The organism is Tropicimonas sp. S265A, assembly GCF_049800835.1.
Lineage (GTDB): Bacteria > Pseudomonadota > Alphaproteobacteria > Rhodobacterales > Rhodobacteraceae > Dinoroseobacter.
This window is the reverse complement of the sequence record NZ_JBNAFU010000007.1, coordinates 23608-47744: the sequence shown is the minus strand read 5'-3', so window position 1 is coordinate 47744 and position 24137 is coordinate 23608. Positions and strand designations below refer to the sequence as shown.

The 24137-nt window shown below is 62.2% G+C and carries 24 protein-coding genes; 13 read left to right on the top strand and 11 right to left on the bottom strand.

The window, feature by feature from the left end:
* Positions 1–126 precede the first annotated feature (126 nt).
* From ACP15N_RS15645 to ACP15N_RS15635, 3 genes are all read left to right on the top strand, one after another.
* Entirely contained in the window at positions 127–906 is a 780-nt protein-coding gene (locus tag ACP15N_RS15645; RefSeq protein WP_425093263.1) for an SDR family oxidoreductase, read from the top strand.
* A gap of 105 nt (positions 907–1011) precedes the next feature.
* Positions 1012–2394 (top strand): sodium:proline symporter, encoded by a 1383-nt coding sequence (locus ACP15N_RS15640; RefSeq protein WP_425093262.1) that lies wholly within the window; start codon positions 1012–1014, stop codon positions 2392–2394.
* 90 nt (positions 2395–2484) lie between these two features.
* Positions 2485–3525: an ABC transporter ATP-binding protein gene (locus tag ACP15N_RS15635; protein WP_425093445.1), complete on the top strand. Its 1041-nt coding sequence runs from the start codon at positions 2485–2487 to the stop codon at positions 3523–3525.
* A 6-nt stretch (positions 3526–3531) separates the two neighbouring features.
* Here the strand turns inward: ACP15N_RS15635 and ACP15N_RS15630 are convergent, their stop codons facing one another.
* Both ACP15N_RS15630 and ACP15N_RS15625 read right to left on the bottom strand, forming a co-directional pair.
* The gene (locus ACP15N_RS15630; protein WP_425093261.1) at positions 3532–4221 is read right to left on the bottom strand and encodes a helix-turn-helix transcriptional regulator; all 690 of its coding nucleotides are present in this window, start codon (positions 4219–4221) and stop codon (positions 3532–3534) included.
* A 3-nt stretch (positions 4222–4224) separates the two neighbouring features.
* On the bottom strand, positions 4225–4560 hold the full coding sequence (locus ACP15N_RS15625) for a hypothetical protein (RefSeq protein ID WP_425093260.1): 336 nt from the start codon (positions 4558–4560) through the stop codon (positions 4225–4227).
* A 218-nt stretch (positions 4561–4778) separates the two neighbouring features.
* Between ACP15N_RS15625 and tatA the strand changes: the two genes are divergently transcribed.
* The 4 genes from tatA to ACP15N_RS15605 are packed head-to-tail and all read left to right on the top strand — an operon-like array spanning position 4779 to position 7219.
* Positions 4779–4997: a twin-arginine translocase TatA/TatE family subunit gene (tatA, locus tag ACP15N_RS15620; protein WP_425093259.1), complete on the top strand. Its 219-nt coding sequence runs from the start codon at positions 4779–4781 to the stop codon at positions 4995–4997.
* A gap of 16 nt (positions 4998–5013) precedes the next feature.
* Positions 5014–5463, top strand: coding sequence for a Sec-independent protein translocase protein TatB (tatB, locus tag ACP15N_RS15615; protein ID WP_425093258.1), 450 nt, complete (start codon positions 5014–5016; stop codon positions 5461–5463).
* Positions 5460–6380 carry a twin-arginine translocase subunit TatC gene (tatC, locus tag ACP15N_RS15610; RefSeq protein ID WP_425093257.1) on the top strand — a complete coding sequence of 307 codons (921 nt, stop codon included), beginning with the start codon at positions 5460–5462 and terminating at the stop codon, positions 6378–6380. Before tatB ends, tatC begins: the two co-directional genes overlap by 4 nt.
* Complete coding sequence (locus ACP15N_RS15605) at positions 6377–7219, top strand: ATP-binding protein (protein ID WP_425093256.1); 843 nt, start codon at positions 6377–6379, stop codon at positions 7217–7219. Before tatC ends, ACP15N_RS15605 begins: the two co-directional genes overlap by 4 nt.
* On the opposite strand, the gene ACP15N_RS15600 is transcribed toward ACP15N_RS15605, so the two are convergent.
* Genes ACP15N_RS15600 through ACP15N_RS15590 form a run of 3 tightly spaced genes read right to left on the bottom strand, consistent with a single transcriptional unit; the run spans position 7216 to position 10320 of the window.
* Positions 7216–7797, bottom strand: a complete 582-nt coding sequence (locus ACP15N_RS15600; protein ID WP_425093255.1) for a retropepsin-like aspartic protease family protein — start codon at positions 7795–7797, stop codon at positions 7216–7218. The two genes, ACP15N_RS15605 and ACP15N_RS15600, sit on opposite strands and share 4 nt — an antisense overlap.
* 37 nt (positions 7798–7834) lie before the next feature.
* Complete coding sequence (locus ACP15N_RS15595) at positions 7835–8467, bottom strand: MarC family protein (RefSeq protein ID WP_425093254.1); 633 nt, start codon at positions 8465–8467, stop codon at positions 7835–7837.
* Positions 8464–10320 carry an ABC-F family ATP-binding cassette domain-containing protein gene (locus ACP15N_RS15590; protein ID WP_425093253.1) on the bottom strand — a complete coding sequence of 619 codons (1857 nt, stop codon included), beginning with the start codon at positions 10318–10320 and terminating at the stop codon, positions 8464–8466. The genes ACP15N_RS15595 and ACP15N_RS15590 overlap by 4 nt, the downstream gene beginning before the upstream one ends.
* 276 nt (positions 10321–10596) lie before the next feature.
* On the opposite strand from ACP15N_RS15590, the gene ndk reads away from it, so the two are divergent.
* The gene (ndk, locus tag ACP15N_RS15585) at positions 10597–11019 is read left to right on the top strand and encodes a nucleoside-diphosphate kinase (protein WP_425093252.1); all 423 of its coding nucleotides are present in this window, start codon (positions 10597–10599) and stop codon (positions 11017–11019) included.
* 54 nt (positions 11020–11073) lie between these two features.
* Here the strand turns inward: ndk and ACP15N_RS15580 are convergent, their stop codons facing one another.
* A complete protein-coding gene (locus tag ACP15N_RS15580) occupies positions 11074–11406 on the bottom strand; it encodes a TfoX/Sxy family DNA transformation protein (protein ID WP_425093251.1) in 333 nt (110 codons plus the stop codon).
* Between the two features lie 657 nt (positions 11407–12063).
* Between ACP15N_RS15580 and ACP15N_RS15575 the strand changes: the two genes are divergently transcribed.
* The 5 genes from ACP15N_RS15575 to ACP15N_RS15555 all read left to right on the top strand — a co-directional run bounded on the left by ACP15N_RS15575 (position 12064) and on the right by ACP15N_RS15555 (position 18274).
* Positions 12064–13353 carry an ABC transporter substrate-binding protein gene (locus tag ACP15N_RS15575; RefSeq protein ID WP_425093444.1) on the top strand — a complete coding sequence of 430 codons (1290 nt, stop codon included), beginning with the start codon at positions 12064–12066 and terminating at the stop codon, positions 13351–13353.
* Between the two features lie 59 nt (positions 13354–13412).
* Positions 13413–14657, top strand: coding sequence for a carbohydrate ABC transporter permease (locus ACP15N_RS15570; RefSeq protein ID WP_425093250.1), 1245 nt, complete (start codon positions 13413–13415; stop codon positions 14655–14657).
* Positions 14658–14754: 97 nt separating this feature from the next.
* Positions 14755–15969, top strand: a complete 1215-nt coding sequence (locus ACP15N_RS15565; RefSeq protein WP_425093443.1) for a carbohydrate ABC transporter permease — start codon at positions 14755–14757, stop codon at positions 15967–15969.
* Positions 15966–17240 carry an MGH1-like glycoside hydrolase domain-containing protein gene (locus ACP15N_RS15560; protein WP_425093249.1) on the top strand — a complete coding sequence of 425 codons (1275 nt, stop codon included), beginning with the start codon at positions 15966–15968 and terminating at the stop codon, positions 17238–17240. Before ACP15N_RS15565 ends, ACP15N_RS15560 begins: the two co-directional genes overlap by 4 nt.
* Positions 17222–18274: an ABC transporter ATP-binding protein gene (locus ACP15N_RS15555; protein ID WP_425093248.1), complete on the top strand. Its 1053-nt coding sequence runs from the start codon at positions 17222–17224 to the stop codon at positions 18272–18274. Before ACP15N_RS15560 ends, ACP15N_RS15555 begins: the two co-directional genes overlap by 19 nt.
* Here the strand turns inward: ACP15N_RS15555 and ACP15N_RS15550 are convergent.
* The 5 genes from ACP15N_RS15550 to ACP15N_RS15530 are packed head-to-tail and all read right to left on the bottom strand — an operon-like array spanning position 18271 to position 24109.
* Positions 18271–18489, bottom strand: a complete 219-nt coding sequence (locus ACP15N_RS15550) for a formate dehydrogenase subunit delta (protein ID WP_425093247.1) — start codon at positions 18487–18489, stop codon at positions 18271–18273. The two genes, ACP15N_RS15555 and ACP15N_RS15550, sit on opposite strands and share 4 nt — an antisense overlap.
* Positions 18479–19270: a formate dehydrogenase accessory sulfurtransferase FdhD gene (gene fdhD, locus ACP15N_RS15545; RefSeq protein ID WP_425093246.1), complete on the bottom strand. Its 792-nt coding sequence runs from the start codon at positions 19268–19270 to the stop codon at positions 18479–18481. The genes ACP15N_RS15550 and fdhD overlap by 11 nt, the downstream gene beginning before the upstream one ends.
* Positions 19267–22140, bottom strand: a complete 2874-nt coding sequence (gene fdhF, locus ACP15N_RS15540) for a formate dehydrogenase subunit alpha (protein WP_425093244.1) — start codon at positions 22138–22140, stop codon at positions 19267–19269. Before fdhF ends, fdhD begins: the two co-directional genes overlap by 4 nt.
* On the bottom strand, positions 22137–23654 hold the full coding sequence (locus ACP15N_RS15535; RefSeq protein ID WP_425093243.1) for a formate dehydrogenase beta subunit: 1518 nt from the start codon (positions 23652–23654) through the stop codon (positions 22137–22139). Before ACP15N_RS15535 ends, fdhF begins: the two co-directional genes overlap by 4 nt.
* Positions 23651–24109, bottom strand: a complete 459-nt coding sequence (locus ACP15N_RS15530; RefSeq protein ID WP_425093242.1) for a formate dehydrogenase subunit gamma — start codon at positions 24107–24109, stop codon at positions 23651–23653. The genes ACP15N_RS15535 and ACP15N_RS15530 overlap by 4 nt, the downstream gene beginning before the upstream one ends.
* Positions 24110–24137: the final 28 nt, after the last annotated feature.

The following is a 24137-nucleotide window of genomic DNA, read 5'->3' as shown; positions in this document are numbered from 1 at the left end:
GCCTTACGGTACCATAACGCGTTGCGTGATGGCTTGATCAGGGTCAACCAGTCTGCGCGCCGTTCAAGGCCTTGGCAATCAGACCCTGTCGCGCTACCCCGAGGCAAAAGACAGGGAGTGGACAGCATGGATCTGGGTATCAGAGGCAAGAAAGGGATTGTGTGCGCAGGCTCGAAGGGCCTTGGACGCGGGTGCGCAGAAGCCCTCGCGGCAGCAGGGGTTGATCTGGTCCTCAACGCACGCGGAGCGGAGGCACTGGAAAAGACCGCAGCGCAGATTGCCGAGACGTTTGGCGTCTCCGTGACACCGGTTGCGGCCGATATCGCGACCGAGGAGGGGCGTACGATGGTCCTCGATGCCGCCGGGGATGTGGACATCCTCGTGAACAATGCGGGAGGGCCGCCGCCGGGGGTGTGGTCCGACTGGGACCGGGAGGATTTCATCGCGGCCCTTGATGCAAACATGCTGAGCCCGATCGCCATGATGAAGGCCACGTTGCCGGGCATGATCGATCGCAGGTTCGGGCGTGTGGTCAATATCACCTCCGTTTCCGTGCGCGCTCCGATCCCGCAACTGGGGCTATCGAACTCGGCCCGCGCGGGACTGACTGGCTATGTCGCCGGAACCGCCCGGCAGGTTGCTGCCAACAACGTGACGATCAACAACCTGTTGCCCGGCATCCATGCGACCGACCGGGCCGATGCGCTGGACGCGGCGGTTGTTGCGCGGGACGGCGTCACCCTCGACGAAGCCCGCGCGGCGCGGCAGGCCACGATCCCGGCGCATCGCTATGGCACACCCGAGGAGTTCGGTCAGGCCTGCGCGTTCCTGTGTTCAATACATGCAGGCTTCATCGTTGGTCAGAACATCCTGATCGATGGCGGCGCGGCGAACCTGACGGTCTGATCGACGCCGTCAGTCACATACGCGTAGGTGATCGTGTTGTGACTGGTCGTTTCCAGCGGGCCTTGCTAGCCCGGTCTGGCAAACCACACGGCGGGAAGTTTCTGTATGATGACGATCTATGTTGGGCTGGCTTTCGTTCTGGTGGCGGCGGCCTCTGTCGCCGTGGCACCGCGCCGTGCAACGGTGGACGGGTTTTTTGGTGGCCGGTCCGCAGCGGGGGCGGCGCCGGGATTGTGGACGCTGGTACTCAGCCAGGTGACCACCTGGATTTTCGCCCGCTCGCTCATGAACGCCGCGATCCTGGGGTACTTTTACGGAATGCCCGGCACGCTGGCCTACGCTGCCTACTATGGGTCGTTTCTGACCGGCGGTTTCATCGTTGCACGCATCCGTGCGCAGGGCGGACGTTCGGTGCAGGCGTGGCTTGGCGCGCGGTTCGGCGCGACCGGAACCGGCACCTACAATATCGTCATCGCGCTTCGCCTGTTGTCGGAGGTGTTCGCCAACCTTCTGGTGGTCGGGCTCATTTTCGATGCCCTGGTCCCGCAGAGCGGGGCAGGGACCATCGCAATTCTCGCCGTGGCGGTTCTGGGGCTCGCCTATTCCGCCTGGGGCGGGTTGTCCGCAGCGTTACGGACGGATGTGGTGCAGATGCTTTTGTTTCTGGTGGTGTTCGGCATCGCCTTCTACGCGCTCATTACGTCCGCCGAATTCGATCTTGCGGCGGTTCTGAGCGCTGAAGGCACCTCCGGCACGCGACAGGGCTGGATTCTGCTGGCCGTCGCCGCGCTTCAGGTGTTTTCGTATCCGGCGCATGACCCGGTGATGATGGATCGCGGATTTCTGGCGGATCGCAAGCGTACCGCTTGGTCGTTCCTGCATGCGTTCTGGATTTCCAGCCTGTGTATCATCGGCTTCGGTATGTTCGGCATTCAAGCGAGCCTGACGGGTGCCGAATACGAAGGGCAACTGCTTGGCACATGGGCCACGATGTTTCCTGGATGGGTCTGGGCCTTGCTGATGCTGTCGCTTCTGATCTCGGCCCTATCAACACTTGATTCCGCACTGTCTTCGTCCGCCCGTGTCATGGTGGAGGAGTTGCGTCTGCTGCCGCGCACCCTGGCTGGCGGGCGTATCGCCATGGTCGGGTTCATGGCGGCGGGCACGGCGCTGACGCTGTGGGGCAATGCGACCCTGTTTGACGCTGTGGCGGTTTCCGGCACGGCCTCTATGTTCCTCACCCCCGTGTTGGTGGCGGGTCTGATCCTGAAACGGGACATTCCGCTGTGGTCTTACCTTGTTTCGTTCGCGGCGGCGATTGGTGGAGCGCTTGTATATTTCTGGCGGGATACGGAACTCGTCGTCCGGGTTTTGCCCGAGGCGCACAAATATGATCAGCTTCTGTGGATCTGCGTGGCGGTGCTCGCCATTGGTTTCGTGGCCGTCGGTCTGGGCCTGCGCGGGGCGCGGGTTGCGCCTGCGGAATAGGGCTGATACGCCCAATCCCGAGTAAAACCTTCGGGATTGAGGCTGCCTTTGCTGAAACCGCCCCCTCCAAGGCTGGATGTCCGCAACCTGATGCGCGAGTTTCAGGGCAAACGCGTGGTCGACGATGTCAGCCTGCAGGTCGAACAGGGGCAGGTCACATGCTTGCTGGGCCCCTCAGGTTGCGGAAAATCGACCACCCTGCGGATCATTGCAGGTGTAGACCGACAGGATGGCGGCGATCTGCTCGTGGATGGGGAGATGATCGCCTCCGATGCGCTCCATACTCCTCCGGAAGGCCGCTCTATCGGGCTGATGTTTCAGGACTTCGCCCTGTTTCCGCATCTGAGTGTCGAGGATAACGTCGGGTTTGGCCTGCATGGCGCAAAATCCAAGAAACGCGCCCGTGCGGGCGAGCTTCTGGAACGCGTCGGGCTGACCGGATACGCCAAGAAATTTCCCCATCAGCTGTCTGGCGGCGAGCAGCAGCGCGTGGCCCTCGCGCGCGCCCTTGCCCCACGGCCCCGGATCATGTTGATGGACGAACCGTTCTCGGGCCTCGACAACCGGTTGCGCGACGGGATCCGCGACGACACGTTGGAGGTCCTCAAGGACGAAGGCACGGCTGTGTTGCTGGTCACGCATGAACCGGACGAAGCGATGCGCATGGCGGACAATATCGCCCTGATGCGGGACGGCCGGATCGTGCAGCAAGGTGCCCCATACAACGTGTACAATGCGCCAATGGACAAGGCAGCGGCTGCATTTTTCAGCGATATCAATGTTATATCTGGAAAAGTTCAGGGCGCGCTTACGGAAACGCCATTCGGTCAGTTCCTCGCTCCGGGTGTTCCCGATGGCGGCCAGGTTGAGATTATCATTCGGCCCCAGCATCTGCGCATCGATTTCGACCGCGCGGGACAAGGCCCCAGACCGACCCCGCAAGACGGCGCCCCTGCGCGAGGCACGGTGACCCGCGCGCGGTTCATGGGGCGCGAAAGTCTGGTCGAATTTCGCATGGATTTCGACGATCTCATCCTGCGGGCGACGGTGCCGGGGGTGTTCTTGCCCAAACCGGACACGGTCTTGTGGTTGTCGCTGCGGCGCGACCGGTGCTTCGTGTTTGCCGCCTGAACTCTCTTACGCACCACCTCGGTGCGCAGCCATGGGGTCATAGTCCGCCAGGCGTTTGCCCGGTTCGTCCACGAACAGCGCGGGCATGGGTTTCACGGCGCTGATCCGGTCCAAGCGAAACACGCGAAACCCGGTGCGCAGTTCGCACCACGCGGTCAGGGTCCAGACCCGGCCCCAGTACTCCAGCTCCAACGGGCGTACGACACGCTCCGTTTCGGCCCCGTCGAGCGACGTGTAGCCCAGTAGAACCTTCTGGCGCGCCCGGATCGCCGCGCGCAAGGGTGGCATATGGGTAAAGCCTTTTGCGGCTTCGGCAAAGGGATAGACGGCAAAGCCCCATCCGGGGCGTGGCGCTTGGGTGTCTTCGGGCAACACCGCGTCTATCTTTCGTGACAGCGTGTGTGCTGCGGCCTGCATCTCGGGGCCCGCAGCCTCCCCGATGATGGCGAGCCCCAGATGCAGTGCCTCCAGCTCTGCAAGTGTCAGGTTGAGCGGGGGCAGGGTAACGGGCGCGGTCATCATGTATCCGACGCCGCGCTCCCCTTCCACCGGGACGCCTGAGGCCTGTAATGTCTCCATATCCCTGTAGATCGTGCGCACTGACACCTCCGTGGCCTCCGCAAGGTCCTGTGCGCGGTGCAGTTTGCCATCGCGCAGGATCTGGATCAGGTCGAAGAGACGGTCGGTGCGGCGCATGGGTCAGCAGGCCGTTTGCAAGCGGATCACCAGACAGCCACGCGTGACGCCGGACCGATCGATGGTGGCAAGAACCCGATTGAACTCCGGCCGCGTCAGGACTGCCGCGCCCGCGAACCGCGCAGTTCCGCTTGACGCCCCGAGGATCATGTCGCGCCATCGCTCCTTCGTCCCGAAGCGGGCTGTCCTCTGTTCGGTCGCGCGCAAGACTGGTCCTGCCGCTCTCGCCGTGGTCAGGCAGAAAACGCTGTCGTGCCCCGGCAGTGGGCAAGTGATGCCATGTTCCGTGCCGGGCTGGTGCTGCTGGCTGATGGGCGACGTCAGTGTGCTTTTCCTCATGACCGCGTGTGATTCCATCTCAACTCGACCTATAACTGACATAAACCTGTCAGTTGGCCCGGTCCAGTTTTGGAGTTTTCATGGGAAACACGTGAAAATTCCGACCTGATGCGAACCTCCGCCGAATTGCCCTTTTCATTGGCGTGCACGGAAAATACCTGTTGTCGCAATCATGGAACCGGCGTGCCTGAACGGCGCGCAGCGAATGGAGAGATGACATGCTCAACAATATCGGCCTTCCTGGCCTGCTTCTGATCGCGGTTGTTGTCCTGGTCCTGTTTGGCCGGGGCAAGATCAGCTCTCTGATGGGCGAGGTCGGCAAGGGCATTACCGCCTTCAAGAAGGGCGTGAAGGAAAGCAACGACGAGATCGAAGAGGCCAAGGACGTCGCCGCGCGCGACGTTACGCCGGAGACTGAAGACAAAGACAAAGTCTGAGCGCCCGAGCTGAGACATGTTTGATCTGGGTTGGACCGAACTGCTTGTCATCGGGGTCGTGGCGTTGATCGTCGTGGGCCCAAAGGACTTGCCCAAAATGTTCCGCACGTTGGGGCGGTTCACGGGCAAGTTGCGTGGCATGGCGCGCGAATTTAGCCGTGCGATGGAGGACGCCGCCGACGATGCGGGCGTCAAGGACGTCGCCAAGGAATTCAAGAACGCGGCCAACCCGCGCAAGATGGGCATGGACGCCCTCGACGATGCCGCGAAGAGTTTCGAGAAGTGGGACCCGGGCTCCAACACTGGCAAGCTGGCCAAAGACCGCGCAGAGGCCGCCAGAAAAATTCACGACGCGACGGCTAGAAAACAGCAGGAAAAGCGTGATGCCGAAGCGGCCGCCAAGGTGGCCGAAGAGCCGCCCGCGCCAGTGGCCGACCCTGCGCCCGAGGCCCCGAAAGAAACATGACAAAGACCGACGACATCGAAGACAGCTCCGCCCCGCTGATCGAGCATCTGGCGGAACTGCGCACACGCCTGATCCGGTGCGTGGCGTATTTCGCTGTTGGCATGATCATCTGCTTTACGGTCGCGACGCCGATATTCAATTTTCTGACGGACCCGCTCTGCAAGGTGCTGGCCGATCGCGGGCAGGATTGCGACCTGATTTTCATCTCTCCGCAGGAGGGTTTCTTTGTCGCGATCAAGGTGTCCTTCCTTGGCGGCTTCATGCTGGCGTTTCCGTTCATTGCCAACCAGATGTGGCGGTTCGTGGCGCCCGGCCTCTACAAGTCCGAGAAGGGCGCATTCCTGCCGTTTCTCATCGCATCGCCGTTCATGTTCATCCTTGGCGCAGCCTTCGCGTTCTATGTCGTCACACCGCTGGCCTATGACTTCTTCCTTGGATTTCAGCAGTTTGGCACCGAAGGGGAGGCGGTCGTCGGCGAAGAGATCAGCCAGGGCCTGTCGGTCGTTTTTCAGGGCTCGGCGCAGGAATACCTGAACCTGACGATCAAGTTTATCGTGGCCTTCGGCATGTGTTTTCAACTGCCGGTGCTGCTGACCCTCATGGGCAAGGCGGGGCTGGTATCGTCCGCCGGACTGGGCGAGGTGCGCAAATACGCCGTTGTCGGCATTCTGGTGTTGGCAGCGCTGGTTACGCCGCCCGACGTAATCACGCAGATCATCCTGTTCGTCGTGGTCTACGGCCTGTACGAAGTGTCGATCATGCTTGTGCGCCGGGTGGAACGGAAGCGTGAGGCGGACTTGCGGGCGCAGGGCCTGTGGGTCGATGAAGATGAAGACGACGAAGACCTTGAAGCGGACCCGATCTTTGACGAGTTCCGTGAGGAGGACGAGAAGGACCGCAAGGACCCCAATACGTGAGCGAAGAAGTACTGACGCGGATCGCGCAGGCGCTGGAACGCCTCGCCCCGCCCCCGTTGGACCACCCGGATTTCAAGGTTGCCGATGCGTTCTTGTGGCAAGAGACGCCGGAGGCGGTCTTGCCTGTTGCGCGGGTCAACCGCGTCGATCTGAAACTGCTGGTCGGGATCGACCGGGCGCGCGATACCTTGCTGGAAAACACGCTCCAGTTTGCCCGCGGTTTGCCCGCGAACAACGCGCTTTTGTGGGGGGCGCGCGGGATGGGCAAATCCTCGCTCGTCAAGGCGGTCCATGCCGAGGTTCTGGCACAATGGCATGCGCTCAAGCTCGTGGAGGTGCCACGAGAGGATCTGGCAAGCATTGGGCGGTTGCTGGACCATCTGCGCGCCGCGCCGGATCACCGCTTTGTCCTGTACTGCGACGACCTGAGCTTCAGCCACGATGACCAGCATTACAAATCGCTCAAGGCGGTTTTGGACGGCGGAATCGCGGGGCGGCCGGACAATGTGGTGTTTTACGCAACCTCGAACCGTCGCCACCTGATGCCGCGCGACATGATCGAAAACGAGCGCTCAAGCGCGATCAGCCCGTCTGAGGCGGTGGAGGAAAAAGTATCTCTGTCAGATCGTTTCGGTCTTTGGCTCGGGTTCCATGCCTGCGACCAGGACCAGTACCTGTCGATGATCGACGGGTATTGTGCGGCCTACGGCGTCGACGTGGCCCCGGAGGTTCTGCGCGCGGAGGCCATTGAATGGCAGGCGACGCGCGGCGGTCGGTCAGGTCGGGTTGCGTGGCAATTCTTTACTGACCTCGCAGGGCGCCACGGGGTAACGCTCTAGCCGCGTTCCAACACCAATCGGCCATCGTTGATCTCGATCCGGTCGAACGTGTTGAGATAGCTCATGCCCAACAGAGAACGCCGCATCTCGCCCCCGTTGACGACAGCGCGGATGTTTTCGTCCTTTAAAGAGCCGAGCTCGACCTGTCGTAACCGCACCGGTGCGGTCTGAACCGTGCCGTTTGCCGTGCGTGCCATCCCGCTGAACATCAGGTTGTCCGGATCGATGCCGGCGCGCAGCGCGTCCTCGCGGCTCAGCACCACATCGGTCGCGCCGGTATCGACGATGAACTCGATCGGGGCGCCGTTGATGTCCAGAACGACATGATAGTGCCCATCCCGCGAGCGCGGAATTTCCACGCGGCCTTCCGACTGAAACACGGCGGTGCGAGGCAGGTGCGTGCGATTGTCGGTGAACAGACCATAGCCGACGATCAGTGCAGCGAAGATCAATGCCCAGGCGCTGGCCTGCCTGAGCATCGCGCCAAGCTGTCCGCGAAATGCCATCAACATGCCGCCGCCGATAAAGACGCCGAGCAAGACGAGGTAGATCAGATTTGCGGTTTCGGTGCTGCCCATGGAGAAGATATAGGTCCGCTTTCGCCCTGCAGGAGGGTCAGAGCGGCATAATCCCCAGATCGCGGATACCGTCGAGGACAAACTGCACCGACAGCGCGGCCAGCAACATTCCCAGAAGCCGCGTGACCACCATGATGCCTGTCGGCCCCAGCCCGCGTTCGATCACCCCGCCCAACAAGAACATGACCAGCACACAGGCCAGGACGGCAGCCATCACGCCGTGCACCATGGCAAGATACGCGACATCGCCGCTGCTCTGCCCGGTCAGCAGGATCATCGTCGCGATAGAGCCCGGTCCGGCAATCAGCGGCGTGGCAAGGGGAAAGATCGACGGGTCATCTTCGGGGTCCGTCACACTGTCGCTGGCCTGACCCTCGCGGCGCTTCGTGCGCCGCTCAAAGAGCATGTCGAGCGCAGTCAGAAACAACAAGATCCCACCCGCGATGCGAAAAGCGGGCATCGAAATGCCCAGAAACCCAAGGATCGCTTCTCCGGCCAGGCCGAAAAGCGTGAGCAGGATCAACGAGATCACGCACGCTCGTACTGCGATTGCCCGCCGTGCGGAAGCAGACGCCCCTTGGGTCAGCGCCACGAACAACGGTGCGAGGCCGATGGGATCGATGATCACGAACAGCGCAACGAAGGCGGTTATGGCCTCGGCCATGGTCATGCCGGGTTTTCCGCCTTTTCCAGCTTTTCAGCCGCCGCCATCCAGAGCGCCTCTGCCTTGTCGAGCCCGTCCATCACTTCGGCATATTTCCGGTTCCATGTTTCCAATTCGCCGACCTTCTCGTCTTCGTAAAGTGCCGGGTCGGCGAGCTTCTTTGACAGTTTTTCCTGCATCGCCGCAATCTTGGCGACACGTTCCTCGCATTTGCGCACTTCCGCACGCATCGCTTGCAGATCGTCGCGGCTGGCGCGTTTGGGTTTGGAAGGCGCCTTTGCTTTGGTTTGCGCAGGCTTGTCAGGGGTCAGAAGCATTCGCCGGTACGCTTCCAGATCCTCATCGTAGGGCTTTACATGACCATCTTTCACCAGCCACAGACGGTCGGCGACAAGGCTCAGCAGGTGCATGTCGTGGCTCACGAGGATCACTGCGCCCGAATAGGCGGTGAGCGCTTCCACAAGCGCCTCGCGGCTTTCGATGTCGAGGTGGTTTGTCGGCTCGTCAAGGATCAACAGATGCGGCGCATCCAGTGTGGCCAGCAGCAGCGATAGCCGGGCTTTCTGCCCGCCTGACAGGCGGCCAACCTCGGTCTCTGCCTGCTCGGCCATCAGGCCAAAGCCCGCGAGCCGTGCGCGCAGGCGCGGTGGCGCTTCCTCCGGACGGGCGCGCTGGATATGCTGAAGCGGCGTTTCGTCCACCCGCAACTCGTCGACCTGATGCTGGGCAAAGAACCCCACACGCAGTTTCGAAGAGGTGGTCATCCGCCCTTCCATCGCCTGCAGGCGGTCGGCCAGCAGTTTCGACAGGGTGGACTTGCCCTCGCCGTTGCGACCCAGCAGCGCGATCCGGTCGTCCTGATCGATCCGCAGATCCAGCTGGCGCAGAACAGCGGTGCCGCCATAGCCGACGCTGGCATTTTCGGTCGCCAGAATGGGTGGGCTGAGCTGATCAGGCTCCGGAAAGGTGAAGACCGTGCGCGCGGCATCCTCCGGCGCGCGGATCGTTTCCATCTTCTCCAGCATCTTGACCCGTGACTGGGCTTGCTTGGCCTTGGAGGCCTTCGCGCGGAACCGGTCCACGAAACCTTGCAGATGGGCACGCCGCGTCTCCTGCTTGGCGGCGGCTGCGGCTTGCGCGGCGCGCGCGGCGGCGCGCTGCCGCGCGAACTGGTCATAGGTACCGGTGTAGTAGGCAAGCTTGCGGTCGTTGAGGTGCAGGATGCCCCCAACCGCCCGGTTCAGAAGACCGCGATCATGGCTGACGATCAGAACAGTGTGCGGATACTTCGCAAGGTAGGCTTCAAGCCACAGCGCACCTTCGAGGTCTAGGTAGTTCGTCGGTTCGTCCAGCAGAAGCAGATCCGGCTGTGAGAAAAGCACGCCGGCAAGCGCCACGCGCATCCGCCACCCGCCAGAGAAGGCAGAGCAGGGCTGGTGAATCTCGTCGGCCGTAAAGCCCAGACCGCGCAGGATCGCACTGGCCCGCCCTTCAGCGGACCACGCGTCGATATCGGCAAGGCGTGTTTGAATGTCGGCAATCCGGCCCGGGTCCTGAGCTGTCTCTGCCTCCGCCAGAAGGCTGGCGCGCTCCGTATCGGCGGCCAGTACCGTGTCAAGCAGGCTGACCTCGTTGCCCGGCACTTCTTGTGCCACGCCGCCGACGCGCGCCCCGCGCGGCAGGCTGATGCTGCCGGTATCGAGGGTGAGCTCGCCCCGGATCAGCCGAAACAGCGTGGTCTTGCCCGTCCCGTTGCGTCCGACGAGGCCGACCTTGTGCCCTGTCGGGATCACCGCGGATGTGTGGTCGAGCAAGGTGCGCCCCTCAACCGCGTAGGAGATATCTTCGAGCTTCAGCATGGGCGCGGTGTGGCGCGCGCGGGCGTCGCTGTCAACGGGGTGTGTTTGGCGTGCCGGGGGCCTCCGGCGGAGGTATTTTCGCACAAAAGAAGCCCGCGTGCCTCCTGTCATGCAGCAGGGCAAGACAACGCGTAAGCAGGGCTTTGCCGGGTCTCCGCGCCGTGGTGTGCGGTGTCGGGGGTAAACACGTCTTTTCAAGCTTCGCCCCCCATGCTAGGGCGCGCGCAACCGAACGCGGCGGCATGCAAACCGCCTCAACTCCAAGGAGCGAGACCCATGGCAATCGAACGTACATTGTCCATCATCAAACCCGATGCGACCAAGCGGAACCTGACTGGCAAGATCAACGCCAAGTTCGAGGATGCAGGCCTGCGCATCATCGCGCAAAAGCGCGTGCAACTGACCAAGGCGCAAGCCGGCGTGTTCTATGCCGTCCATGCCGAGCGTCCGTTCTATGAGGAGCTGTGCGAATTCATGGCATCCGGCCCGGTGGTTCTTCAGGTGCTGGAAGGCGAGGGTGCGATCGCGAAGAACCGCGAGGTCATGGGCGCGACGAACCCCGCAGACGCTGCCCCGGGCACAGTGCGTGCGGATTTCGCCGAAAGCGTGGGCGAAAACTCTGTCCACGGCTCGGATGCCCCAGAGACTGCGGCGGTCGAGATCGCGTATTTCTTCTCGGGCCTCGAACTGGTCGGCTGACTGCGGTTCACAGACAGGTCGGAAAGCCCCGGGTCGCGCAGCGCCGGGGCTTTTTCATGTCCGGCGCAACCCGGTTCCGATCTCATCCAGCAGACGTTCGATCGCACTGTCGGTGGTGGGGGAGGCTTGGGCCTTGAGCGTGTCGAAGCGCACGCGAAGCGCGTCTTTCTCTGCGCCTTTGGCATCGTTCCACGGGCGCCCCTGAAGGCCCATGACCAGCGCGTAGTAGGCGATGAAATGCGGCTTCGATCCGGTATTGAGCAGCTGCAGATAGGTTGCGTCAGCGCCGAGCGCGCGAACCTCCTCAGCCGTGTGCAAACCGGCGCGCGCGAAGGCTTCGTCGCTGGCCGGGCCAAGGTTGCGGATCGAGGAAACGGGGTCGGGCATGGTGTGGAGCACTCACAATCTGCCCGGACAGTAGCCTTGCGCAAAACGAGCGCAAGTCGTCAGCCCATTCTGATCGTCCGTCCGCGACGGTCCGTCAGGTCAGATCATCGCCCAGTCGGTGAACTTCACCGGGGGTTTCTGGTCGCCCTTGCCAGTCTGGACCGGCTTTTGCGGTTCGGGGTCACGGGGGGTCTGTTTGGTACGCATTACAATACTCCTTACGCCAGCTCTGCCTCATCCTGCGCTCTGCGGCACTTCGGATGCGAAGCAGAATACCACGATTCATCTTTGAAAACCTTACCGGTGCACCGTCAGTAAAACGTTTGAAACCATGTCGTGAATGGTAAGGGCGCGACCTCGTCATGCGTCCGGTTCGGAAAAAGCGCTTGCTTTAAATGGGTTGCATGGTCCAGTGTTGGCGGCAGGATGCGCGCAGATGATGGGATGGGGAGGTCTTGTCAGTTAACGCAGCCGCCGGAATTATTTCAGCGCTGTGAACGTTTTCTGTCCAAAACGCCCCCAAATGCGAAATATTGTTTCCCGATGCGGCCTCAAAATGAACACGAAATCAGGGAGGAACGTTTCGTGACACGACATTTAATTCCCCGAAAGGGTACTTTTCTGACGAGCACGGCAGTCGCGCTCGCCCTGTCCGCGATGGGCGTTCAGGCCGACACAATCCGGTTCTGGACGACGGAAGAACAACCCGAACGCCTGGCCAAGCAGCAGGAAATGGCCGCAGCATTCGAAGCGCAAAGCGGTACCGCCGTAGAGGTCATTCCGGTCACGGAAAGCGACCTGGGCACGCGCGCGACTGCGGCGTTTGCCGCCGGGGATCTGCCGGACGTGATCTATCACACGCTGCAATACGCGCTGCCGTGGGCCGAGGCAGGCATTCTGGACACCGATGCCGCGACCGAAGTGATCGAGGACCTGGGCGCAGGAACGTTTGCGTCCGGTGCTCTGGCGATGGCGGCCTATGACGGCGGTACGGCCTCCGTTCCGGTTGATGGCTGGACGCAGATGATCGTGTATCGCAAGGATCTGTTCGACGCGGCCGGTCTTGAAGCTCCCTCGAGTTATGCAAATGTCCTCGCTGCGGTGGAAGCGCTGCACAATCCTCCAGAGGTTTACGGCTTCGTCGCCGCGACCAAGGTGGACGAGAACTTCATGAGCCAGGTGCTGGAGCATGTCTTTCTTGCCAATGGTGTGAGCCCGGTGGACGATGACGGTCTGGCCGATCTTGATGTGGCGGCCACAACCGAAGTTCTCGATTTCTACAAGGCCATCGCCGAAGCGTCGCCTCCGGGAGAGTTGTTCTGGCAGCAGTCGCGCGAGCTCTATTTTGCGGGTCGTGCTGCGATGATCATCTGGTCGCCGTTCATTCTGGATGAACTGGCGGGCCTGCGCGACAGTGCGCCCCCCACGATCAACGACGATCCGACCTCGGGTGAACTGGCATCCAAGACCGGTATCGTGACCCGGTTCTCGGGTCCGTCGAACCCGGATGGCGCTGCATGGGGCGACATCCGGTATTTCGGGATCACGAGTGACGCGGATACAGACGCGGCGATGGAGTTCGTGAAGTTCTCGATGGATGAAGGCTACACCCAGACGTTGTCCATCGCACCCGAAGGCAAGTTTCCCGTGCGGCGCGGTACCGCTGATGCCCCCACCAGGTTCACCGATGCCTGGGCGCAACTGCCGGTAGGTGTGGACCGCAAGGCGCCGCTCGGCGAGCTTTACGAGGCCTCGATGATCGAGGAGATCGTGGGCGGCCTCGACAGGGCGCAGCGCTGGGGGGTGGCCGAAGGTCAATTGTCGCTCGCCTCGAAGATCATCAACAGCCAGGTCATCAACCGGCTGGTGCGCGAATACATCGACGGCACGCGTAACGCTGCGGAAACGGTCGCGGCGATGAACGACGAACTGGCGAAGATCCAGTAGACGTTCCGGCGGGGCCGCCACGTGTGGCGGCTCCGGTCTTCGAGGGAGGGAAGGCCGACATGTCCGTGACAGAGCCGCCGCCTGCGCCCCCGTCAGGGCGTGGGGCGCTTCAGAAACGCGAGGCCCGTCTGGCGTGGGGACTGTTGTTTCCCACCATTGCTATCGTGTCGATGGTGGTGATCCTGCCGCTTTTGGCGATTTTCTGGATCAGTTTCAAACCCGTTGGTCTGGCCGATCTGCGCCCAACAGTGCCGGTCGTGCGGGAAAGCCTGCGCGGGTCTGGTGGTGACCTGCGGCTCGAATACCGCGTGCGCAACACATCGCAGGACAAGGTGATCACCGGCGTCACGCTGTCGGATACCTTGCCACCGGATCTGGTTGTCACGGATGTACCTGCACCCTGTGTGCTGAGCGCCGGCCTTTTCGAGTGCGACTTCGGCATGTTGGAGGCAGGTTTCAACGAAAGGCTCATCCTGCCGCTGACGTTTTCCGGGGATGAAGACGCGCTGGAGGACCTGCTCGAAGGGTCCGAACCGATAATGACCGGGGAGGCGGACAATATTCTGACCAATGCGGAGTTCACCTTTGAGAACTTCATTCGGATATTCGACGCAGACGAATTCTGGGAGGTGATGTGGGTCACCTTGTTCTACACGGTTTTCGGTACTATCGGCGCGCTGGTGATGGGCCTGTTTGCCGCGATGCTCCTGAACAAATCGTTTCGCGGGCAGGGGATCTTGCGCGGGCTGTATCTGTTTCCCTACGTCGCCCCGGTCATTGCGGTGGCCTTTACGTGGGTGACGCTGTTCGATCCGTTCTCGGGCTCTGCCAACGCCTTGCTGATCCAGATGGGTGTGACGGACGAGGCGATCAACTTCTTCGGTCAGCGCCCGCTGGCGTTGATCATGGTGACGGTGTTCGAGATCTGGCGATATTTTCCCCTGTCATTCCTGTTCATCCTTGCGCGGATGCAGTCGATCGACAGCGATATGTACGAGGCCGCGGATATGGATGGCGCCAGCCCGTTCCAGAAATTCTGGTACCTGAGCCTGCCGATGCTGGTCGGCATTCTGTCAGTCCTTTTCCTGCTGCGCTTCATCTGGACCTTCAACAAGTTTGACGACATTTTCCTTTTGACAGGCGGCAATGCCGGGACGCGGACCCTGACGGTGAACGTCTATGAGCAGGCATTTGCGATTTCGAACATCGGGGCAGGGGCTGCAGTGGCGGTTGTCATCTTTGGTTGCCTGATCCTGTTTGCCGCGTTCTTCTTTCGCTTCATCAGTCGAGAGGAAGGATTGTGAGGCCCATCGTCTGCCTGCGGCAGCCGGTCCGCGCGGGGGCCTTGCCCCCGCACCCCCAAGGTATTTGGGCACAAAAGAACCCGGAGGCGACGCGATGATGCGGATCTTTCCCAACGCGGTGAGCCTCGCGCCGGTTCTGGGTGCGCTATGGGCGTTCATCGCCTGCGCGAGCGTCGCGGTGATCATGTCGTTTTCCACCGGGGAGCCCTTTCGTCCGGACCCCCTGATCACGCTTGGTTTCGGGGCTGTTCTGGCGCTTGTCGCGTTGCAGGCGCGGTCCGGTGCGATCCTGGTCCTGCTGGTCGCGATTGCGGCCTTTGTGATGAATGCCTCGGGCTTTGGGGCCTTGGTCATTGGCGAAGACGTGAGCATGACGGCCAAGATCATTGCTTGCGGGATGCTGGGGGTGTCGCTGGGGCTCGGGTTGGACAAGATCCTCGATGCTCTGCCCAATGGCACCATCAGCAGGCATGAAGCGGAAGAGGCGATCATTCGGTTCCTGACAGGGTTCGGGTACATCTTCTTCACCGCGATCGTCCTCATTCCATTTTACGTGATGGTGATGACGTCGTTGAAATCGCAGTCGGCGCTGTTGCAGAACCCGCTTGATTTTTCGCTTGACCTCTCGCGGGGTCTGGGTCTGTTCCGGTCCTATTTCGAGTTGTTCGGTCAGTTCAATTTCGGCACCTATCTCTGGACGTCTTTCCTCGTGTCGGTGATCACGGTCCTTATCACGCTGGCGTTTTCGATCCCCGGCGCCTACGCGGTGGCGCGCTTGCGGTTTCGCGGGCGGGCGGCGTTTTCGCGCTCGATCCTGCTGATCTACATGGTGCCGATGATCGTGCTGGCGCTGCCGATCTACATCGCGTTCTCGGTCACTGGTTTGCGAAACACGCTGATCGGGATCGTTCTGATCTATCCGGTAACGACCATCCCAGTGGCGCTTTACATGCTGCAGGGGTATTTCCGCGGCTTGCCCGCCGAAGTCGAGGAGGCGGGCCTGATGGATGGTTTGAACCGGTTGCAGGTGATCTGGAAGATCACCTTGCCGCTGGCGCTGCCGGCGCTGGCGTCCGTCAGCCTGTACGTTTTCATGATCGCCTGGAACGAGTTCCTGCTGGCCTTCATGCTGCTGGATGATCCGTCGAAATTCACGCTCACACGCGGGGTGGCGATGCTGAACTCTTCGGAGATCCCGCGCGAGCATCTGATGGCCGGGGCGGTGATCGCTACGGTGCCGGTGATGGCGCTGTTTCTCGGGTTGGAGAAGTTCATGACCAAGGGCCTGACGGCGGGGAGCGTGAAGGGATGAAGGACATGCGCGATCTGGATACGGAGGCCGCAGGGATCCTGCGCGCCAACGATCGCGGCGGGTATTCCGTTCCGACCGCCGGGCTTTATCCGTACCAGTGGAACTGGGACAGCGCCTTTGCGGCCTATGGTTACGCGTTTCTGGACATTGACCGCGCCTGGGTTGAACTTGAGACGCTGTTTGCCGGGCAATGGGCCGACGGGATGGTGCCGCACATTCTATTTCACAAGGTCGACCCGAGTTACTTTCCCGGTCCGGATATCTGGGGCGGCGTGGGGCCTGTCCCGTCTTCGGGCATCAGCCAGCCCCCCATTGCCGCGACGATGGCGCGTTTGGTGTGGGAACTGGACAAGGAGGCCGGGCAGGCTCGGATGGCGGCGCTTTTTCCGAAGATGGTCGCCTGGCATCGTTGGTTCATGGCGGCGCGCGACGATGGCAATGGCGCGATTTGCCTGACCCATCCATGGGAGGCGGGGCGCGATAATGCCCCGGATTGGGATGGACCGATGAAGCGGATCGAACCGCACGGGATCGCCCCCTATGAGCGGCGCGATACCGGTCATGTAGATGCGGATATGCGCCCCAAGAAGGCAGATTATGACCGCTACCTCTATCTGGTGAAGCAAGGCCACGACTGCGGGTGGGATCAGGCCCATCTGCGGGAGGTGAACCCGTTTCGGATGGCCGACCCGACCATGACGTTCTCACTGCTGCGTGCGACGCGCGACCTGATCTGGATCGGCGAAGAACTTGGGACGTCTACCGAGGGCCTGTCGGACATGGTCGTCCGGATGGAGTCCGGGGCCGCCACCCTGTGGAATGACACCATTGCCGCCTATGACGTGCGCGACACCAAGACTGGTGCCTGGGCAAACGCGGTCTCAAACGCGGCATTCCTGTGCTGGTATGCCGGGATCGATCCCAAATCGACGGCTCATACCTATGCACGGGTGCAATCGAAGGTGCGCTTCGGTGTGGCCAGCCATGATCCTGACAGTCCGGCTTATGAGCCCAAGAGGTATTGGCGCGGGCCGTCCTGGGCGATGATGAACATGCTGATCGCGATGGGGATGGATGAGGCTGGCCTGCCCGAAGGCGCGGCCTTGCGCCAGCAAACGGCAGACATGATCGCGACGGGCGGTTTCGCGGAGTATTTCGACCCGCGCGACGGGGCGCCTGCGGGGGGGCAGAATTTCACATGGACAGCCGCCGTCTGGCTTGGCTGGTGCAGTCCGAATGTGCGGAGGGGACGATGGGCGCAATCACACTGAAGGCGGTCGAAAAATGGTTTGACGACGTTCAGGTCATCAAGGGCGTCGACTTCGACATCCGCGAAGGGGAGTTTGTGATCTTCGTCGGCCCCTCGGGCTGCGGCAAGTCCACGCTTTTGCGCATGATCGGCGGGCTCGAGGACACGTCGCGCGGGCAGATATTGATCGACGGACAGGACGTGACCGACCAGCCGCCCGCGCGCCGGGGCCTCACGATGGTGTTCCAGTCCTATGCGCTCTACCCGCATATGTCCGTGCGTGAGAACATGGGGTTCTCTCTCAAAACTGCAGGCGCGCCGAAGGCTGAAATTGACGCAAAAGTCGATGCGGCGGCTGAAGTGCTGAAACTCGGCGATTATCTCGACCGGCGGCCCAAGGACCTGTCGGGGGGACAGCGGCAGCGGGTGGCGATTGGACGCTCAATCGTGCGCGAGCCCACGGCGTTTTTGTTCGATGAACCGTTGTCAAACCTCGACGCGGCGCTGCGGGTGGAGATGCGCTACGAGATTGCCAAGCTGCACCAGAAGCTCGACACGACGATGATCTACGTGACCCACGATCAGGTGGAGGCAATGACGCTGGCCGACCGCATTGTCGTTCTGGAGTTTGGCCGTATCGCGCAGGTCGGCACGCCGCGTGAGCTGTACGAAAACCCCGCCAATCTGTTCGTGGCCCAGTTCATCGGCAGTCCGAAAATGAATGTGATGCCCTGTACCACCGAGGGCGGCGCCTACCATCTTGGTGGTGGTCGGGGTGGGGCTTATGGTGGTGCGCGTCCGGCAGTGAAGCTGGGTATCCGGCCTGAGCATATCGCGCTCGGGCCCGTCGGGTCCGGCCAGATCGACGCGACAATCGACGTGGCCGAATACCTAGGCGCCGATACGTTGCTGGTGGTCCAGTTGCCGGATGCGGGTCAGGCAACGGTGCGCGTCATCGGCGATACCGATCTGAGGCCAGGTGAACAGGTCGGTCTTGAGTTCGACGCAACCCGCCTGAGTTTCTTCGACGCGGATGGCCTTGCTGTGCCGCACTAGGCCGCGGGCGCACGGACCTTGTCGCCTGCCTCTTGGACAAGCGGGTGAAATGGGCTCGGATCGGCCTCCAGCATCTCCAGCAGTTGCGCGCGCATGCGCGGATCCCAGAAGTCGTTCAGGTGTGCCGCCACCGATGTCACGCGCGTCGCTTGGGGCTGGCTGTCAAAAAACGTGGCGATCTGGTTGGCCATTCGAATGGTTTTTTCAGGCGACATGCGTCGTATCCTCCGCTTTGGCGCCGGGCTGGATGCGGTGCCCGTGACTGCGCAGTTCAAAATCCCCGCCGCGGGCGTTGGTGATCAGCGTGACACCGGCCTCTGCCGCCGTGCGCACTGCCAGCGCCGTGGGGGCAGACACCGCAATCAGGATCGGCACGCCCGCCTGCGCGGTTTTCTGAACCAACTCGACGGATACCCGTGAGGTCATGACAATCGCGCAGTCTGCATGCGGAAGACCTGCACGCAAGGCCGCGCCGATCAGCTTGTCGAGCGCATTGTGCCGTCCGACATCCTCGCGCAGTGCGATCAAGCCCCGTGCCGGATGCCAAAGGCCCGCGCCATGTGCTGCGCGTGTTTCGTCATGGAGTTTCTGACCGTCCCGCAACGCGGCGACCGCGCGCGGGATGTGCGCAGGGTCGATCCTGGCAGGTGATTGCACCGGGGCAGGGGCCCTCAGAGCCTCCTCAAGGCTGTCGATCCCGCACAGGCCGCAGCCCACGGGGCCAGCCATCTTGCGGCGGCGCTCGGCCAGATCGGCGCCAGCGCCGGGCGCCAGCCACATCTGCACTTCCAGACCCTTCGGATGGGCGACAACCTCCAGATCGCGAATGCTGTCGCGTGCGATCCCTTCGGCATTGGCAAACCCGATCCCGAAATCCTCCAGATCAGCGGGGGACGCCATCATCACCGCTTGCGTGGTCCCATCAAAGCTCAGCGCGACGGGCACCTCTTCGGCCAGTGCACGCGCACGCGCGGGGGGAAGCGCGCGGGGCGTCATTCTGCGGCCGTCCGTGGGAGAATGCGCCGGGCTTGTGCGGCCTGGGCCTCGTACTCCTTCTGCCAGTCGGTCGGCCCGTTGGAGGGCATGACCTGCACAGCCGTCACCTTGTACTCGGGGCAGTTCGTTGCCCAGTCAGAATAGTCCGTTGTGATGACATTGGCCTGTGTGTCCGGATGGTGGAATGTGGTGTAAACGACGCCGGGGGCCACGCGTTCTGTCAGCGTTGCGCGCAAAGCCGTCTCGCCTGCGCGGGAGGCAAGCTTGACCCAGTCGTCCTCCTTGATGCCGCGCTGTTCGGCATCATGGGGGTGGATTTCCAGCTTGTCGGCTTCATGCCAGACGGTGTTGGCCGTGCGTCGGGTCTGCGCCCCGACATTGTACTGGCTAAGGATCCGCCCGGTGGTCAGCAGCAGCGGGAAGCGAGGCCCGGTCCGCTCTTCGGTCGCAACATATTCAGTGACGACGAACAAACCCTGTCCGCGTACAAACCCGTCGGCATGCATCACGGGCGTGCCTTGGGGCGCAGTTTCGTTGCATGGCCACTGGACCGACCCTTGCGTTTCCAGAACCTCATAGGAAACGCTTTGGAATGAGGGGGTTGTCGCGGCGATCTCATCCATCACCTGAGATGGATGTGTGTAGCTCCAGCCTGCGCCCATCGCATTGGCCAGCGCCTGGGTGACCTGCCAGTCGGCCAGGCCATTCTTGGGGGGCATGACCCGGCGGACCCGGTTGATCCGACGCTCTGCGTTTGTGAACGTCCCGTCCTTCTCAAGGAAGGTTGATCCCGGCAGGAACACGTGGGCGTAGTTCGCGGTCTCGTTCAGGAACAGGTCATGGACGATCACGCAGTCCATCGCGGCCAGTCCGTCGCGCACATGGTGGGTGTTCGGGTCCGATTGAAGGATGTCCTCCCCCTGAATGTAGATGGCCTTGAACGCGCCTTCCATCGCGGCATCCAGCATGTTTGGGATACGCAGGCCCGGCTCGTCACTGAGTTGTGTGCCCCAGAGCCGCTCGAATACACTGCGCGTGGCGTCGTCATGGACATGGCGGTAGCCCGGCAACTCATGCGGGAAGGAGCCCATATCGCAGGACCCTTGCACATTGTTCTGACCCCGCAGCGGGTTCACACCCACGCCGGGTCGCCCAATGTTGCCCGTGGCCATCGCGAGATTGGCAATCGCCATGACGGTCGTGGTGCCCTGGCTGTGTTCGGTCACGCCCAGCCCATAGTATATCGCGCCATTCCCGCCAGTGGCGAACAGCCGGGCTGCCGCGCGCAGCTCTTCCGCCGGAACCCCGGTCAGCAACGCGGTCGCCTCAGGGGAGTTGCGATCCCGCGAAACGAATGCCGCCCAGTCCTGAAAAGCTTCCATATCGCAACGGTTTGCGACAAAGCTCTCATCCACCAGGCCCTCGGTCACGATCACATGGGCAAGGGCTGTCAGAACAGCCACATTCGTGCCGGGGGTAAGAGCCAGATGGTGCGCGGCCTCGATATGCGGTTGGCGCACAAGGTCGATCCGACGCGGGTCAATCACGATCAGCTTTGCGCCCGCGCGTAGGCGTTTTTTGAGCCGCGATGCAAAAACCGGGTGCCCGTCAGTCGGGTTCGCCCCGATAACGATCACGACGTCCGTATGCTCGACGCTGTCAAAATCCTGGGTCCCGGCGGACGTGCCGAAGGTCGTCTTCAGCCCATACCCAGTTGGCGAATGGCACACGCGTGCGCAGGTATCCACGTTGTTCGTGCCGAAGACCGCGCGGACGAGTTTTTGCACAAGGTAGGTTTCTTCATTGGTGCAGCGAGAAGACGTGATCCCGCCAAGTGCGCTCGGGCCGTGGTTTTCCTGTATATCTTTCAGCTTGGTGGCAGTGAAAGCTAAAGCTTCGTCCCAGGTAACCTCCTGCCATGGATCCTCGATCCGTTCGCGGATCATCGGGTTCAGGATGCGGTCGCGGTGGTTGGCATAGCCCCAGGCAAACCGACCCTTTACGCAAGAATGGCCGCGGTTCGCCTTGCCGTGCTTGTAGGGCACCATGCGCACCAGCTGGTCGCCCTTCATCTCGGCTTTGAACTGGCAGCCCACTCCGCAATAGGCGCAGGTGGTGACCTTGGCGTGGTCCGGCTGGCCCATCTCGATGATCGACTTTTCCTGCAAGGTGGCGGTGGGGCACGCCTGCACGCAGGCCCCGCAGGAGACGCAATCCGAGGATAGAAAATCCGGCGCGCCGGTGGAGACGCGGCTGTCGAACCCGCGTCCGGTGATGGTCAGCGCAAACGTGCCTTGCACCTCTTCACACGCGCGCACGCAGCGTGAGCAGACGATGCATTTGCTGGGGTCATAGGTGAAGTAGGGGTTGCTGTCGTCCTTGGGGATGTATTGCGGGTTGGCCTCGCCATTCTGGCGCGTCTGGAAATGAGTGTCTTTTGCTTCGTAGCGCACATCCCGCAGGCCCACGACGCCTGCCATATCCTGCAACTCGCAATCGCCGTTGGCCGCACAGGTCAGGCAATCGAGCGGATGGTCGGAGATATAAAGCTCCATCACGCCGCGGCGGAGTTTCGCAATTTTCTCGTTCTGGGTGGTCACGATCATGCCGTCCACCACCGGCGTCGTGCAGGAGGAAGGCGTGCCGCGGCGCCCTTCGATCTCAACGAGGCACAAGCGACAGGACCCGAATGCGTCGACGCTGTCCGTGGCGCAGAGCTTCGGGATCGCGATCCCGGCCTCCATCGCGGCGCGCATCACGGACGTGCCGTCGGGCACGGTCACTTCGGTGCCATCGATCGTCAGGGTGACCGGCGCGCCCTTGGCTGCCGGGGTGCCGAAATCGGTATCGGGGATGATGAAGTCTTTCATTCCGCGGCATCCTTTTCGAACGCGAAATCGTCTGGGAACTGTCGCAAGGCCGACAGGACGGGGTAGGGCGTGAAGCCGCCGAGCGCGCAAAGCGATCCGTCGCGCATCGTCTCGCACAGGTCTTCGAGCAAGGGTTTGGCGGCACGATCGCCCGTGGCGATCCGGTCAATCACTTCGACGCCACGGACAGCCCCGATCCGGCAGGGCGTGCATTTTCCGCAAGACTCAACCGCGCAGAACTCCATCGCGAACCGGGCCTGGGCGAGCATGTCGGCGGTGTCATCAAACACGACGATGCCGGCGTGCCCGATCAGTCCGCCCGCGCCATCAAACTCTTCGTAGCCAAAAGGCGTGTCGAACTGGTCAGGGCCGAAATACGCGCCCAGTGGCCCGCCAACCTGCACTGCCTTGACGGGGCGACCTGAGGCGGTGCCGCCCGCGATGTCATGCACGATCTCACCCAAGGGGCGACCGAACGCGGTTTCAAACAGGCCGCCATGCTTCACATTGCCAGCGATTTGCAACGGGATCGTGCCGCGTGACCGGCCAAGCCCGAAATCCCGGTAGTGCGCGGCGCCTTTTTCGAAGATCATAGGGATCGTCGCCAGACTGATGACGTTGTTCACGACGGTAGGCTTGCCAAAGAGCCCCTCAAGCGCGGGAAGCGGAGGTTTGGAACGTACAACGCCGCGCTTGCCTTCGAGCGAGTTGAGGAGGGACGTTTCCTCCCCACATACATAAGCGCCCGCACCGACCCTGGGTTCGATGTCAAAGGCGGGGCCAGTGCCCAGAACCGAAGGCCCGAGAAGTCCGGCCGCGCGCGCAATATCGAGTGCCTTGCCAAAAACGCGGATCGCGTCGGGGTATTCTGACCGCAGATAGACGTAGCCCATCGTCGCACCTACCCCGAGGCCCGCGATCGCCATGCCTTCGATGACCGAGAAAGGGTCGCCCTCAAGGATCATGCGGTCGGCAAAGGTGCCGCTGTCACCTTCATCGGCATTGCAGACGATGTATTTCTGATTGGCTTCGGCGGTTCTGACAGTCTGCCATTTGAGGCCCGTTGGGAAGCCCGCGCCGCCGCGCCCACGCAACCCGCTTTCGGTTACCTCTGCAACGATGTCGGCATCCAATGCGCGGCGCAGCCCGGTAAGCCCACCATGCGCCTCGTAATCGGCGAGCGAGAGCGGGTCGATCACCCCGCAGCGCGCGAATGTCAGACGGGTCTGTTCTTTGAGGAATGGGATATCCTCGACCAAACCGAGGGCTTTGTCATGTGTATCCGGGGCGTCGAACACAGTGGCCACATCGGAAGGGGTCATAGGTCCGAAGCCAATGCGCCCATTTTCTGTATTCACCTCAAGAAGCGGTTCCAGCCAGATCATGCCGCGGGACCCTGTGCGCACCAGGTCCAGTGCGACACCCCTGGCTTTCGCCTCACGCACCAGCGCCTCGGCAACGGCATCCGCACCGAGCGCGCGTGCGGCGGCATCTTGTGGCAGGAACACCTTCATCGACGCGCCTCCGCCACCAGCGATTTTGCCTCGGCCCGCCCGATGGGGCGGTCGTCAATCATTGCGGCGGGCGCGCAGGCACACAGGCCAAGGCAATAGACCGGCTCCAGTGTGATTGCGCCCTCAGGCGTCGTACCGCCCCAGTCAAGGTTCAGCAGCGCTTGCACGTCCGCCTCCAGATCGCGCCCACCCATGGATTGGCAGGCTTCGGCCCGGCAGATTTTGAGTATCCTCCGCCCGGCCGGAGCATCGCGATAATCGTGATAAAAGCTGATCACGCCCGCAAGTTCGGCACGCGAGATGTTCAGGGCTTCGGCAATGGGTGCACGGGCCGTCTCGGGAATATGACCAAATGCCTCCTGAACGGCATGCAGGATTGGCAAAAGCGCACCTTGCATGTCCGCTTGGCGGGCGAGGATATCTGACAGACGGGGATCGGGATGCGGCGTGCTCATGGCTAAGCATGGCGCCATTTCATAGGTC

Excerpts from the sequence above, each read along its gene's own strand:
- ACP15N_RS15645 (WP_425093263.1), top strand. The coding sequence starts at position 127 with ATGGATCTGGGTATCAGAGGCAAGAAAGGGATTGTGTGCGCAGGCTCG.
- ACP15N_RS15640 (WP_425093262.1), top strand. The coding sequence starts at position 1,012 with ATGATGACGATCTATGTTGGGCTGGCTTTCGTTCTGGTGGCGGCGGCC.
- ACP15N_RS15635 (WP_425093445.1), top strand. The coding sequence starts at position 2,485 with ATGCGCGAGTTTCAGGGCAAACGCGTGGTCGACGATGTCAGCCTGCAG.
- ACP15N_RS15630 (WP_425093261.1), bottom strand. The coding sequence starts at position 4,221 with ATGCGCCGCACCGACCGTCTCTTCGACCTGATCCAGATCCTGCGCGAT.
- ACP15N_RS15625 (WP_425093260.1), bottom strand. The coding sequence starts at position 4,560 with ATGAGGAAAAGCACACTGACGTCGCCCATCAGCCAGCAGCACCAGCCC.
- tatA (WP_425093259.1), top strand. The coding sequence starts at position 4,779 with ATGCTCAACAATATCGGCCTTCCTGGCCTGCTTCTGATCGCGGTTGTT.
- tatB (WP_425093258.1), top strand. The coding sequence starts at position 5,014 with ATGTTTGATCTGGGTTGGACCGAACTGCTTGTCATCGGGGTCGTGGCG.
- tatC (WP_425093257.1), top strand. The coding sequence starts at position 5,460 with ATGACAAAGACCGACGACATCGAAGACAGCTCCGCCCCGCTGATCGAG.
- ACP15N_RS15600 (WP_425093255.1), bottom strand. The coding sequence starts at position 7,797 with ATGGGCAGCACCGAAACCGCAAATCTGATCTACCTCGTCTTGCTCGGC.
- ACP15N_RS15595 (WP_425093254.1), bottom strand. The coding sequence starts at position 8,467 with ATGACCATGGCCGAGGCCATAACCGCCTTCGTTGCGCTGTTCGTGATC.
- ACP15N_RS15590 (WP_425093253.1), bottom strand. The coding sequence starts at position 10,320 with ATGCTGAAGCTCGAAGATATCTCCTACGCGGTTGAGGGGCGCACCTTG.
- ndk (WP_425093252.1), top strand. The coding sequence starts at position 10,597 with ATGGCAATCGAACGTACATTGTCCATCATCAAACCCGATGCGACCAAG.
- ACP15N_RS15580 (WP_425093251.1), bottom strand. The coding sequence starts at position 11,406 with ATGCCCGACCCCGTTTCCTCGATCCGCAACCTTGGCCCGGCCAGCGAC.
- ACP15N_RS15575 (WP_425093444.1), top strand. The coding sequence starts at position 12,064 with ATGGGCGTTCAGGCCGACACAATCCGGTTCTGGACGACGGAAGAACAA.
- ACP15N_RS15570 (WP_425093250.1), top strand. The coding sequence starts at position 13,413 with ATGTCCGTGACAGAGCCGCCGCCTGCGCCCCCGTCAGGGCGTGGGGCG.
- ACP15N_RS15565 (WP_425093443.1), top strand. The coding sequence starts at position 14,755 with ATGCGGATCTTTCCCAACGCGGTGAGCCTCGCGCCGGTTCTGGGTGCG.
- ACP15N_RS15560 (WP_425093249.1), top strand. The coding sequence starts at position 15,966 with ATGAAGGACATGCGCGATCTGGATACGGAGGCCGCAGGGATCCTGCGC.
- ACP15N_RS15555 (WP_425093248.1), top strand. The coding sequence starts at position 17,222 with ATGGGCGCAATCACACTGAAGGCGGTCGAAAAATGGTTTGACGACGTT.
- ACP15N_RS15550 (WP_425093247.1), bottom strand. The coding sequence starts at position 18,489 with ATGTCGCCTGAAAAAACCATTCGAATGGCCAACCAGATCGCCACGTTT.
- fdhD (WP_425093246.1), bottom strand. The coding sequence starts at position 19,270 with ATGACGCCCCGCGCGCTTCCCCCCGCGCGTGCGCGTGCACTGGCCGAA.
- fdhF (WP_425093244.1), bottom strand. The coding sequence starts at position 22,140 with ATGAAAGACTTCATCATCCCCGATACCGATTTCGGCACCCCGGCAGCC.
- ACP15N_RS15535 (WP_425093243.1), bottom strand. The coding sequence starts at position 23,654 with ATGAAGGTGTTCCTGCCACAAGATGCCGCCGCACGCGCGCTCGGTGCG.
- ACP15N_RS15530 (WP_425093242.1), bottom strand. The coding sequence starts at position 24,109 with ATGAGCACGCCGCATCCCGATCCCCGTCTGTCAGATATCCTCGCCCGC.